Below are 12271 nucleotides of genomic sequence, written 5' to 3'. Positions count from 1 at the left end.
TACGGCATGACTGAAGAGACGCTCACCGAGACGCTGCCCCCCGTCCGGCCCTGGCCGGCGCTCGACCTGACCGGGGTGGACTTCGACCCGGTCCTCGCCAAGCTGATGCGGGAGGGTCCGGTCAACCGGATCAAACTGCCCAACGGCGAGGGCTGGGCGTGGCTGGTCACTCGGCACGACGACGTGCGGATGGTCACCAACGACCCACGGTTCAGCCGCGAGGCGGTGATGGACCAGCCGGTGACCCGGCTCGCGCCGCACTTCATCCCGGCGCGCGGCGCGGTCGGCTTCCTCGACCCACCGGACCACACGCGGCTACGGCGCTCGGTCGCCCCGGCGTTCACGGCGCGCGGGGTGGAGCGGGTGCGGGACCAATCCCGGCTGCTGCTCGACGAGTTGATCGACGAGCTGCTGGAGCACGGGCCGCCCGCGGACCTCACCGAGACCGTGCTGAGCCCCTTCCCCATCGCGGTGATCTGCGAGCTGATGGGTGTGCCGGCGGCCGACCGGCACGGCATGCACACCTGGACCCAGCTCATCCTGTCCTCCTCGCACGGCGCCAAGGTCAGCGAGAAGGCGAAGCAGGAGATGGGCGCCTACTTCGGTGACCTCATCGGGCTGCGGGAGGGCAGCGACGGCGAGGACGTGGCCTCGCTGCTCGGTGCCGCCGTGAGCCGGGAGGAGATCACGCTGGAGGAGGCGGTCGGGCTCGCGGTGCTGCTCCAGATCGGCGGCGAGGCGGTCACGAACAACAGCGGGCAGATGTTCTACCTGCTGCTGACCCGCCCGGATCTCGTCGAACGGCTGCGCGCCGAACCGGAGTCGAGGCCCCAGGCCATCGACGAGCTGCTGCGCTACATCCCGCACCGCAACGCGGTCGGGCTGTCCCGGATCGCCATGGAGGACGTGGAGATCCGAGGCGTGCGGATGCGGGCGGGCGACCCGGTGTACGTGTCGTACCTGGCCGCGAACCGGGACCCGGACGTGTTCCCGGACCCCGAGAAGATCGACTTCTCACGCAGCCCGAACCCGCATGTGTCCTTCGGCTTCGGCCCGCACTTCTGCCCCGGCAACATGCTGGCCCGGCTGGAGTCCGAGCTGCTGGTGGACGCCCTGCTGGACCGGCTGCCCGGGCTGAGGCTCGCGGTACCGGCCGGTCAAGTCCCGTTCAAGAAGGGCGCGTTGATCCGCGGGCCCGAGGCACTGCCCGTGACATGGTGAGGTGCCGATGACGGCGACGGAGGGGCTGCTCGTGCCGCCCGGTCACGGCCGGGTCGTCCAGACGCCCGCGCAGCACGTGACGTTCAAGGTGACCGGCTCGCACTCGCGGACCTCGTCGACCTTCGAGGTGGTGGTGCCGCCGGGGTTCGATGTCGGGGCCCATGTGCACACCCGCAGCGAGGAGTTGTTCTACGTGCTCGAGGGCGAGCTGGACGTCCTCGCCTTCGAGCCGCGGGTCCGGACGCCTGACAACTGGCAGCGCTGGGAGTCCGGTTCGGGGTCCCGGGTGGTGCGGGCGACGCCGGGGACGGTGATCGCCGTACCGCCCGGTTGTCCGCACGCGTTCTCCAACCCGACGGAGACGGCGGCGAAGATGTTCTTCCAGGCGTCTCCGCCGCCCGACCATGAGCGGTATTTCGAGGAGCTGTTGGAGATCCTCGGGGGTGGGGGGCCGCCGGATCATGCGGCGATCGAGGAGTTGCGGTCGCGTTATGACATCGAGCAGCTGACGCCGCTGAAGCACCGGTAGCGCACGTCGTTGTGTGGCTGCGGGCCCGGTGGGGGCTGGTCGCGCAGTTCCCCGCGCCCCTTAGAAGACCCCCAGCTACCGGTCTTTCAGGGGCGCGCGCTCATCCCCCACCGGCCCGCGGGTTTCCACTCAACGGATCGGCATCCCGGCCAACGTCCGCGCTATCACCAGCCGCTGGATCTCACTCGTGCCCTCGAAGATCGTGTAGATCGCCGCGTCCCGGTGCATCCGCTCGACCGGATACTCGCGGGTGTAGCCGTTGCCGCCGAGGATCTGGATCGCCTGGCCGGTGACCTTCTTCGCCGTCTCGCTGGCGAACAGCTTCGACATCGAGCCCTCGGCCGCCGTGAACTGCTTGCCGCTGATGGCCATCCAGGACGCCCGCCACACGAGCAGCCGCGCCGCGTCGATGGACGTACGCATGTCGGCGAGCTGGAAGGCCACGCCCTGGTTGTCGATGATCGGGCGGCCGAACTGCTCGCGGGTCTTCGCGTAGTCGAGGGCGACCTCGTACGCGGCGCGTGCCGTGCCCACCGCCATCGCGCCGACCGCGGGGCGTGACGCCTCGAACGTCGCCATCGCCGCGTTCTTCACCCGCTCGCCGCCGGCCTTCGCGCGCTCACGGGCGCGGGCGAGGCGCTCGTCCAGCTTCTCCTTGCCGCCGAGCAGGCAGGAACCGGGGACGCGCACGTTCTCCAGGACGACCTCGGCGGTGTGCGAGGCGCGGATGCCGTGCTTCTTGAACTTCTGCCCCTGGGACAGACCGGGCGTGCCGGCCGGGACGATGAAGGAGGCGTGGCCCTTGGAGCCGAGGTCCGCGTCGACGACCGCGACGACGACGTGGACGTTGGCGATCCCACCGTTGGTCGCCCAGGTCTTGGTGCCGTTGAGCACCCACTCGTCCTTGGCCTCGTCGTACACGGCGCGCGTGCGCATGGAGGCGACGTCGGAACCGGCGTCGGGCTCGGAGGAGCAGAAGGCGGCGACCTTCACGTCGTTGGCGTCGCCGTACATCTGCGGGATCCAGGTGCCGATCTGCTCCTCGGTGCCGTTGGCGAGGACGCCGACGGCCGCCAGGCCGGTGCCGACGATGGAGAGGGCTATGCCCGCGTCGCCCCAGAACAGTTCCTCCATGGCCATCGGGATGCCGAGGCCCGTGGGGTCGAAGTACTGCTGGGCGTAGAAGTCCAGGGAGTAGATGCCGACCTTCGCGGCCTCCTGGATGACCGGCCAGGGAGTCTCCTCACGCTCGTCCCATTCGGCGGCGGCGGGGCGGATGACGTCGGCGGCGAAGCCGTGCAGCCAGTCCCGCACCTCCTTCTGTTCGTCGTTGAGTTCCATGGTGAACTCGGCCATGACTCCTCCAGCGGCGCACTAGCATGTTACTTGCGGTAACCGAAGTCTGTTACCGACGGGTAGGAAAAGTCAACTCCCGATGACCACTCGGCAGCCCGTTCGAGGTGTTGGGGCCATTGAGTGTTACTTTGCGCAGGCGTCACCGATTCAGCACGGGTGGGGAGAGCACATGGACACCACGCAGCGGACCGATCAGCAACGGTCCGCCGATCGCCGACGGCGCGAGTTGCTGGAGGCCGCGGACAGAGTGGTGCTGCGTGATGGTCCGCAGGCCTCGATGAACGCGATCGCCGCGGAAGCGGGCATCACCAAGCCGATTCTGTACCGGCACTTCGGGGACAAGGGTGGACTGTACGCGGCCCTCGCCAAGCGGCACACGGATGCCCTGTTGTCCTCGTTGCGGGCGGCGCTGGACGCTCCGGCCGAACGCCGGGAGCGGGTCGAGGCGACGCTCGACACCTACCTCGCCGCGATCGAGGCGCTTCCTCAGGTGTACCGCTTTCTGATGCACCCCGTCGAGGGCGGGCAGACCGCGGATCAGGGGTTCGACACCGGCAACCACTCCGTTCCGTTGCTGCGGCGGATGGGCGAGGAGCTGGCCCAGGTCATCGAGGAGCGGGTGGACCTCGGGCCCAACAGTCAGCAGCTCGCCCGGGTGTGGGGTCACGGCATCGTCGGGATGATGCATGCGGCCGGGGACTGGTGGCTGGGGGAACGGCCGTGTTCGCGGGGCGAGTTGGTGCGGAGTCTGGCTGATCTGCTGTGGGGCCGGTTGGCCGCCGCCGGCGACAGGGTCGGTGGGCCGGGGTTCTGACGGTCGTATGCGATGTGCGGGTGCGTGGGAGCCGGTCGCGCCCGCACAGCGGAGCCGCACGTCGCTTCGGCCCCGCGCCTCTGAAGACGTCACTCCGGCCTGTGCCATGACGCCCGGCCTGCCTGTCGCATCAGGCGTTTGTGGCGCCACCCCGTCACGCGGTCCGCGTACACCCGGCCCTCCACGTGGTCGTGTTCGTGCTGGAGGCAGCGGGCGAACCAACCGGTGCCGTGGATGGTGACCGGGTCGCCGGTCGCCGTGAAGCCCTCGACGACCGCGTGGTCGTAGCGCTCGGTTCCGGCCTCCAGGCCCGGCAGGGAGAGGCAGCCCTCCGGGCCCCTCAGCACCACGCCGTCCGTCGCGACCAGGCGCGGGTTGACCACATGGCCGAGGTGGCGGGTCTCCTCGTCGTCGGGGCAGTCGTAGACGAACACCCGCAAGGGGACGCCGACTTGGTTCGCAGCGAGGCCGACGCCCCGGGCGGCGTACATCGTGGCGAACAAGTCCTCTACGAGACGGGCGAGTTCCGGCCCGAAGTCTGTTACCTCCTCGCACGGGGTATGGAGCAGAGGGTCGCCGAGCAGGATGAGGGGACGGACTCGCCCGCGGGCGCCCGGGATGGAGCCGTATCGCATGGGCGCAAGGGTACGGTTCTCTACGGCGCACGCCCGCCGCGAGGCGTTCGCGGTGCCACGGTTCAGGCACCGATAAGGATCTCGATAGGCTGAGGTCCACACCACGTTGCCGGAGGCAGAGGCGCGGCGCGTACGCAAGGAGGATCGAGAACTGATGGCAGGCAACTCGGACCCGCTCACGCCGCGGGCCAAGCTGGCCGTGACGGCGGGCAAGGCGGTCGCGGCGGCATCCCGTGCAGCGGGGCGGGGCAGCGGATCGGTGATCGGCGGCCGAGTGGCACTCAAACTCGACCCCGACCTGCTCGCCAGGCTCGCGCAGAGCCTGGATGTGACGCTCGTCTCGGCGACCAACGGCAAGACGACCACGACCCGGCTCATCGCCGAGGCCCTCGGGGCCGCGGGACCCGTCGTCTCGAACGCGCTGGGCGCCAACATGCCCGCCGGCATCACCTCGGCTCTGGCCGGCGGTTCGGACGCCAAGTTCGGTGTCATCGAGGTCGACGAGAAATACCTCGCCGGCGTCGCCCGCGACACCGACCCCAAGTGCATCGCCCTGCTCAACCTCTCCCGCGACCAGCTCGACCGCGCGGCCGAGACCCGCATGCTCGCGGAGAACTGGCGTGAGGGGCTGTCGGGCTCCAAGGCCGTCATCGTCGCCAACGCCGACGACCCGTTGGTCGTGTGGGCCGCTTCCTCCTCCCCGAACGTGATCTGGGTCGCCGCCGGGCAGATGTGGAAGGACGACGCCTGGTCCTGCCCGTCCTGCGGTGGCGTGATGCAGCGTCCCGGAGACGACTGGTTCTGCGGCGAGTGCGGATTCCGTCGGCCCACCCCGAGTTGGGCGCTGTCCGGGGACCATGTCCTCGACCCGCACGGCTCCGCCTGGCCGATCCACCTTCAGCTGCCCGGGCGTGCCAACAAGGCCAACGCCGCGTCCTCCGCCGCCGTCGCCGCCGTGTTCGGGGTGCCGCCACAGGTCGCCCTGGAGCGGATGTACCGCGTGCAGGCCGTCGCCGGGCGTTATGACGTCGTCCAGTTCATGCAGCGCGATCTGCGGCTGCTGCTGGCGAAGAACCCGGCGGGCTGGCTCGAGACGTTCAGCCTGATCGATCCCCCGCCGACCCCGGTGATCCTCTCGGTGAACGCACGCGGCGCCGACGGCACCGACACCTCGTGGCTGTGGGATGTCGACTACACCCGACTGACCGGCCACCCCATCTTCGTCGTGGGCGACCGCAAGCTGGACCTCGCGGTCCGTCTGGAAGTGGCGGGCCAGCACTTCCAGGTCTGCGACAACCTCGATCAGGCCGTGCAGATGGCCCCGCCCGGCCGCATCGAGGTCATCGCGAACTACACCGCGTTCCAGGACCTGCGCCGCCGCGTCGGCAACTGACACTCAGAGGACGAATTGACCATGAGCGACAACCAGCTGCGTCTGGTGTGGATCTACCCGGACCTGCTGAGCACCTACGGCGACCAGGGCAACGCCCTTGTCGTGGAACGCCGGGCACGGCAGCGCGGCCTCGATGTGGCCCGGCTGGACGTGCGCAGCGACCAGCCCATCCCGACCTCGGGCGACATCTACCTGATCGGTGGCGGTGAGGACCGCCCGCAGCGGCTCGCGGCGGAGCGTCTGCGCCGTGACGGCGGTCTGCACCGGGCCGTCGGCAACGGCGCGATCGTCTTCTCGGTGTGCGCCGGCTACCAGATCCTCGGCCACGAGTTCATCAACGACCTCGGCCAGCGTGAGCCCGGCCTCGGCCTGCTCGACGTGGTGTCGACGCGCGGCGAGGGCGAGCGGTGCGTCGGCGATGTCCTCGGCGACATCGACGCGCGCCTGGGCCTGCCCCCGCTGACCGGCTTCGAGAACCACCAGGGCGTCACGCATCTCGGCCCGACCGCCCGCCCGTTCGCGCAGGTCCGCCTCGGCAAGGGCAACGGCACGGGCGACGGCACCGAGGGCGCGTACAACGACACGGTGTTCGGTACGTACATGCACGGCCCCGTCCTCGCCCGCAATCCGCTGATCGCGGACCTGCTGCTGAAGCTGGCCCTCGATGTGAACGCGCTGCCGCCGATCGACGACCGCTGGTACGAGGCACTCCGCAACGAGCGCATCGCCGCAGCTCAGCAGCCCGCCTGAGGCCGAGCGGACCGGGTTCCGGGGCGGGCCGGGAGGCAGGTGTACACCTCGTCTTCGGACGTCGGCAACCAGCCCGTCTGACGGCCCGTCCGCGCAGGTGAGCGGGGTCGTCCAGCTGGCGGACGCGCGCTACGATCCCGCCCCCTCCTGCCGTTAGGGTGGCGGGGTTCGTACCGGACGACGTGGTCCGGTTTCGGCCCACGTTGAGAAGGTTCCTCGGGCTATGCGCATTGGTGTCCTCACGTCCGGCGGCGACTGCCCCGGCCTGAACGCCGTCATCCGGTCCGTCGTGCACCGCGCCGTCGTGGACCACGGCGACGAGGTCATCGGCTTCCGGGACGGCTGGAAGGGCCTCCTGGAGTGCGACTACCTCAAGCTCGACCTCGACGCGGTGAGCGGCATCCTCGCTCGCGGCGGCACCATCCTCGGCTCCTCCCGTGTCCAGCCCTCCCATCTGCGGGACGGCGTGGAGCGGGCCCGGGGCCATGTCGAGGAGCTCGGCCTGGACGCGATCATCCCGATCGGCGGCGAGGGCACGCTCAAGGCGGCCAAGCTGATGTACGACGCCGGTCTCCCGATCGTCGGCGTCCCCAAGACCATCGACAACGACATCGCGGTCACGGACGTCACCTTCGGCTTCGACACCGCCGTAGGCGTCGCGACCGAGGCGCTCGACCGGCTCAAGACCACCGCCGAGTCCCATCAGCGCGTCCTGGTCGTGGAGGTCATGGGCCGCCACACCGGCTGGATCGCGCTCCACTCCGGCATGGCGGCCGGCGCCCACGCCATCGTCGTACCTGAACGGCCTTTCGACATAGAGGAGTTGGCCGCGCGCGTCGGCGAACGCTTCGAGGCGGGCAAGCGGTTCGCGATCGTCGTCGCCGCCGAGGGTGCCAAGCCTCGTGAGGGGTCCATGGACTTCGACGAGGGCAAGAAGGACGTCTACGGCCATGAGCGCTTCGCGGGGATCGCCCGGCAGCTGTCCCTCGAACTGGAGGAGCGGCTCGGCAAGGAGGCGCGGCCGGTGATCCTCGGGCATGTGCAGCGCGGGGGTACGCCGACCGCGTACGACCGGGTGCTGGCGACCCGGTTCGGGTGGCATGCGGTGGAGGCCGCGCATCGGGGGGAGTTCGGGAAGATGACCGCGCTTCAGGGGACCGACATCGTGATGGTGTCGCTGGCCGATGCGGTGGAGACGCTGAAGACGGTGCCCGCCGAGCGGTACGAAGAGGCGGAATGCGTCCTGTAGCCCGTACGTGAGCGAAGCTGCCCCCGGTCATGATCGTGACCGGGGGCAGTTCTAGTCTGTGAGCGGACAGACTTGCACAACCCCCACGAATCAGGAGCCGTCCGATGGATCACGGCGGGCACGGCATGACGATGGATCTGCCGCCGTTCACGTTGGGACGGGGGCTTGAATGGTCGGCCGACCCGTTCTTCCTGACCGCCTGCCTCCTCGGGATCGGGCTGTACGGCTGGGGGGTCGTGCGGCTGGCACGGCGCGGGGACTCGTGGCCCGTGGGGCGGACGGTCTCCTTCGTCATCGGGGTGCTGACCGTCGGGCTGGTCATGTGCACCAAGCTCAACGACTACGGCATGGTCATGTTCAGCGTGCACATGGTGCAGCACATGGTGATCAGCATGCTGTCGCCGATCCTGCTGCTGCTCGGCGCCCCGGTCACCCTGGCGTTGCGCGCGCTGCCACCGGCGGCCCGGGGCCGCAAGGGGCCGCGTGAGCTGCTGCTGATGTTCCTGCACAGCCGGTACATGAAGATCATCACGCATCCCGCGTTCACGATCCCGCTGTTCATCGCCAGTCTCTACGCGCTGTACTTCACGCCGATCTTCGACTTCCTGATGGGGTCCAAGACCGGGCACATCGCGATGATGGTGCACTTCCTCGCCGTGGGCGTGGTGTTCTTCTGGCCGATCATGGGCGTCGACCCGGGACCCAGCCGGCCCGGCTATCTGATGCGGATGCTGGAGCTGTTCGCCGGGATGCCGTTCCACGCGTTCTTCGGCATCGCGTTGATGATGGCGTCCGAGCCGATGGTCACGACGTTCAAGCACCCGCCCGCCTCGCTCGGCATCGACGCCCTCTCCGACCAGAACGCCGCCGGCGGCATCGCCTGGGCGTTCAGCGAGATCCCGTCCGTGCTGGTGCTGATCGCCCTGCTGTTCCAGTGGTACGGCTCCGAGCAGCGCCAGGCGAAGCGTCAGGACCGGGCCGCCGACCGGGACGGTGACAGGGAACTCGAGGCATACAACGCCTATTTGGCCTCATTGAACACACGCGGCAGCTGAACGGGAATTTTCTTCAGTAGCATAAAGCGCGATGGGGGAACCGCCGCCGGGGGGAGCGGTCATGACATTTCGCGTTGCTGTGCAAAGGTGTCGGCGTTGTGGAATCGCGGTGGTCCGCAGGATCGCCGTACTGCTGGTCTGCGTCCTGGTCGTGAGTGGGCTGGGCGCATGCGGTGGGGGCGCGGTCGGGGGCATACACGCGTTCGCCGTACAGGCGGTCGCCGCCGGAGTTCCGTCGCTCGCGCCTTTCTTCGACGAGAAACAGGGGATGGGGCAGGACGCCGCGGTGCGTTCGACACCGGTGCGTGGGAGCCTCCAGCAGGGGGACACGCCAGGTCTCTACGGAGGCACCAAGAAGCCGACCGTCTGTGACGTGGCGAGGCTCAAGAGGTTTCTGACCGATCCCGCGAACCGTCGCAAGGCCGTCGCCTGGTCGGGTGTGCTGGGTATCGGCACGGATCAGATACCGGGCTATCTGGACCGGCTCACACCCGTACTCCTGCGTCACGACACTCTCGTACAGAATCACGACTACAAAAAGGGAAAGGCAACGCCCTACAACTCCCTTCTCCAGTCGGGAATCGCGATTCTCGTCGACGCGCGGGGAGAACCGGCCGCGAAGTGTTCCTGCGGAAATCCACTGCGGCCCTTCAAGGGCGACGCGGACCGTATTTCCGTCACGTTCGCGGACGGCAACAAGAAGTGGCACGGATATGAGGCGTCCTCGGTCGTGGCCGTGCGTCCGGCGCCCCGGAAAATGGAGCGGCTCGTCCTCGTCGACGTCGGCGATCCCGCCCGCGGTATCCAGCGTCCGGTGGGGACGACGGGGCGGAGTGACGCCGCCTTCGACACCCGGACGCGGCATCCCGTACCCGACCTCGCGGGGAGGACCTTCGGGGAGGCGCGGCGGCAACTGGTGAGCGGCGGTCTGGCGGTCGGATACGCCGGGAGTGCGCCGCCCTCCGACGACGCTCGGGTCATCGCGAGCGATCCGCCGGCCGGAACCGAGCTGCGGTTCGGGGAGTACGTGACGGTGAGCGTGGCCGGGGCGACGAGTGGTGGGGTGACGTCCACTCCCTCGGGTCCGACCCGTCCTACGAGTGCTACGGGCCCCACCGGTCCGGCGACGCCTTCCGGGCCGACACTGACGCCGCCGACATCCACGGCACCACCAGCCTCCACGTCCGCACCGGCGCCGCGTACGTCCTCGTCGCCGCCCCCGTCCTCGCCCGCGAGTGAGCCACCACCGACGACGAGTGCGCCGGTCACCACCACCAGCGCTCCGATGACGAGCGCCCCCGTGACGACCAGCGCCTCCACGACGACCAGCGCACCGGTCACCAGCAGCGCCCCGGTGACCACCGCACTCACGGCACCCACCACCACCGAGACGTGACGCGGACCGGGAAGGGGGACACCGCATGCCACACGGATCGCCGGCCTCGGGGGTGGGCCGGGTCATCGCCGGCCGCTATCTGCTGCTGAAGCCGCTGGGCAGTGGCGGGATGGGACATGTGTGGCTCGCACATGACCAGCGGCTGGCCTGTGACGTCGCGCTCAAGGAGATCGTGTTCAGCAACCTGGCCTCCGCCGACGCCGAACGGGAGGCCCGGGTCGCGCGGGCCCGGGCCGAGGCGCGGAACGCGGCCGGATTGCGCGGTCATCCCCATGTAGTGACCGTCCATGACGTGCTGGAGCACGAGGGGCTGCCGTGGATCGTCATGGAGTACGTGGCGGACGCCGTGGACCTGCGCGACCTGATCGCCCGGTACGGCTCGCTCGCCCCGGCGGAGTGCGCCCGCATCGGACTCGCCGTACTCGACGCGCTGACCGCGGGGCATCAGCGGGGCGTGATGCACCGGGACGTGAAACCGGCGAACATCCTGCTGGCACCGGACCGCACCGGTTCGCCGTACGCCCGCGTCCTGCTCACCGACTACGGCATCTCGGTGCAGCCGGACGCCGGGGACACGCGGTACACGCTGACGTCCGTGCTCGTCGGTACGGCGGGATATCTCGCGCCGGAACGGGCCACGGGCGGGCCGCCGACCGCCGCCGCCGACCTGTTCTCGCTGGGCTGCACGCTCTACCACGCCGTCGAGGGCCACGGCCCCTTCGTCCGCGACACACCCCTCGCGGAGATCACGGCGGTGGTCACGGAGGACCCGCTGCTCCCGGTCCGCGCGGGCGCCCTGGCCCCGGTGCTCCACGCGATGCTGGAGAAGGATCCGCTACGACGGATTCCGGCGGCGGAGGCCGAGGGCGCACTGTCGTTGATCGTGACTCCGGGGACCGACCCGGGGGCGGGGGCGTACTCCCGGACGCAGACCGACCTGGGCTCGCCGTCGCCCTGGGAGGGGCAGGCCGTGCCTTTCGCGACGGGGTCTCCGCCTCCCTCGCACTCCCCCACCGGTCGGCGCCGGCGTCCGCGCCCCCGGCTCCTGCGGGCCGCCCTCGCCGGTCTCCTCGGGCTCGCCCTCGCGCTGGGCGGCGTCTGGTACGCGATGGCCCGCCAGCCGCCCGGCGGCAGCTCGGACGCGGGCGGCGACACATCGCCGTACGGCAAAGGTGTCGGGCTCTCCGCGCCCCTCAAGGACGGTGACTGCGTCACGGCCGACTGGCCCGGCGGGAAGCGGTTCCGGGGGACGCCCCGGCTCGCCGTCGACCCCAGCTGCCGGAACTCGGTGCCGGACGGGCAGGTGATGGCATCGGTCTCCACCGCGTCGGCGAGCGAGGCGCGGGCCGCCGGGGCCGGCCGGTGTGCGGAGCGGACGCAGGAGATGCGGGAGAAGCTCGCGGACGTCCGGGGCTTCGCCGTCGTACCGACCGATGCCGGTTTCGAGGCCGCCGGGCATCGCACCGCGTGTCTGGTGCTGGGCGCGCACGGGCCGGTCTACGGGCCGCTCGGCAGTCGGCGTGCCCTCGGGTCGGCGTTCGCGGACACGTCGACGATGCAGAAGCGGGACTGTCTGGACGTGCCCTCCGACCGGGCCGCGAGCCTGGTCTCCTGCGCCGGAAAGCATGATCAGCTGGTGCTCGGGTTCACCCGGTTGGGCGCGGGCGTCACGCTGGACCAGGCGCGTACGGAGTCGGACGCGGCGTGCGCGCGGGAGGTCCCGCCGGCCGACTACGGCTTCGATCCGTCGGTCTACGAGGCGGCCTCCTGGACGAGTCGGGGACCGTGGAAGTCGGGCACACATTTCGTCGTGTGCTCCGTTCGGAGGCAGAACGGGGGCACCATGGAGGGTGACGAGCCATGAGGAGGGTGT

11 protein-coding genes are annotated in these 12271 nt (G+C 70.0%); 9 read left to right on the top strand and 2 right to left on the bottom strand.

The window, feature by feature from the left end:
- The first annotated feature begins 6 nt into the window (after positions 1-6).
- Positions 7-1221: a cytochrome P450 gene (locus ACIRB1_RS26005; protein WP_403467177.1), complete on the top strand. Its 1215-nt coding sequence runs from the start codon at positions 7-9 to the stop codon at positions 1219-1221.
- A gap of 7 nt (positions 1222-1228) precedes the next feature.
- Positions 1229-1750, top strand: a complete 522-nt coding sequence (locus ACIRB1_RS26000) for a cupin domain-containing protein (protein ID WP_403467176.1) — start codon at positions 1229-1231, stop codon at positions 1748-1750.
- Positions 1751-1879: 129 nt separating this feature from the next.
- On the opposite strand, the gene ACIRB1_RS25995 is transcribed toward ACIRB1_RS26000, so the two are convergent.
- Positions 1880-3106, bottom strand: coding sequence for an acyl-CoA dehydrogenase family protein (locus ACIRB1_RS25995; protein WP_352179421.1), 1227 nt, complete (start codon positions 3104-3106; stop codon positions 1880-1882).
- Between the two features lie 169 nt (positions 3107-3275).
- On the opposite strand from ACIRB1_RS25995, the gene ACIRB1_RS25990 reads away from it, so the two are divergent.
- On the top strand, positions 3276-3920 hold the full coding sequence (locus tag ACIRB1_RS25990) for a TetR family transcriptional regulator (RefSeq protein WP_352179422.1): 645 nt from the start codon (positions 3276-3278) through the stop codon (positions 3918-3920).
- An 89-nt stretch (positions 3921-4009) separates the two neighbouring features.
- Here the strand turns inward: ACIRB1_RS25990 and def are convergent, their stop codons facing one another.
- Positions 4010-4555: a peptide deformylase gene (gene def / locus ACIRB1_RS25985; protein WP_403467175.1), complete on the bottom strand. Its 546-nt coding sequence runs from the start codon at positions 4553-4555 to the stop codon at positions 4010-4012.
- A 154-nt stretch (positions 4556-4709) separates the two neighbouring features.
- Here def and ACIRB1_RS25980 point away from each other — a divergent pair, with 154 nt between their 5' ends.
- The 6 genes from ACIRB1_RS25980 (at position 4710) to ACIRB1_RS25955 (ending at position 12262) form a co-directional block, all read left to right on the top strand.
- Positions 4710-5948 carry a MurT ligase domain-containing protein gene (locus ACIRB1_RS25980; protein WP_352179424.1) on the top strand — a complete coding sequence of 413 codons (1239 nt, stop codon included), beginning with the start codon at positions 4710-4712 and terminating at the stop codon, positions 5946-5948.
- A gap of 21 nt (positions 5949-5969) precedes the next feature.
- Positions 5970-6698 (top strand): type 1 glutamine amidotransferase, encoded by a 729-nt coding sequence (locus ACIRB1_RS25975; RefSeq protein WP_266766659.1) that lies wholly within the window; start codon positions 5970-5972, stop codon positions 6696-6698.
- Between the two features lie 223 nt (positions 6699-6921).
- Positions 6922-7947 (top strand): 6-phosphofructokinase, encoded by a 1026-nt coding sequence (locus ACIRB1_RS25970; RefSeq protein WP_352179425.1) that lies wholly within the window; start codon positions 6922-6924, stop codon positions 7945-7947.
- A 104-nt stretch (positions 7948-8051) separates the two neighbouring features.
- Positions 8052-9002 (top strand): cytochrome c oxidase assembly protein, encoded by a 951-nt coding sequence (locus tag ACIRB1_RS25965; protein ID WP_403467174.1) that lies wholly within the window; start codon positions 8052-8054, stop codon positions 9000-9002.
- 109 nt (positions 9003-9111) lie between these two features.
- On the top strand, positions 9112-10398 hold the full coding sequence (locus ACIRB1_RS25960; protein WP_403467173.1) for a DUF6777 domain-containing protein: 1287 nt from the start codon (positions 9112-9114) through the stop codon (positions 10396-10398).
- A gap of 25 nt (positions 10399-10423) precedes the next feature.
- Positions 10424-12262, top strand: a complete 1839-nt coding sequence (locus ACIRB1_RS25955; RefSeq protein ID WP_403467172.1) for a protein kinase — start codon at positions 10424-10426, stop codon at positions 12260-12262.
- Positions 12263-12271: the final 9 nt, after the last annotated feature.

The sequence above is a fragment of the Streptomyces sp. NPDC096013 genome, assembly GCF_044763565.1.
In the GTDB taxonomy this organism is placed as follows: domain Bacteria; phylum Actinomycetota; class Actinomycetes; order Streptomycetales; family Streptomycetaceae; genus Streptomyces.
Note: the sequence above shows the minus strand (reverse complement) of the source record. Positions and strands in the feature narration are given on the sequence as shown.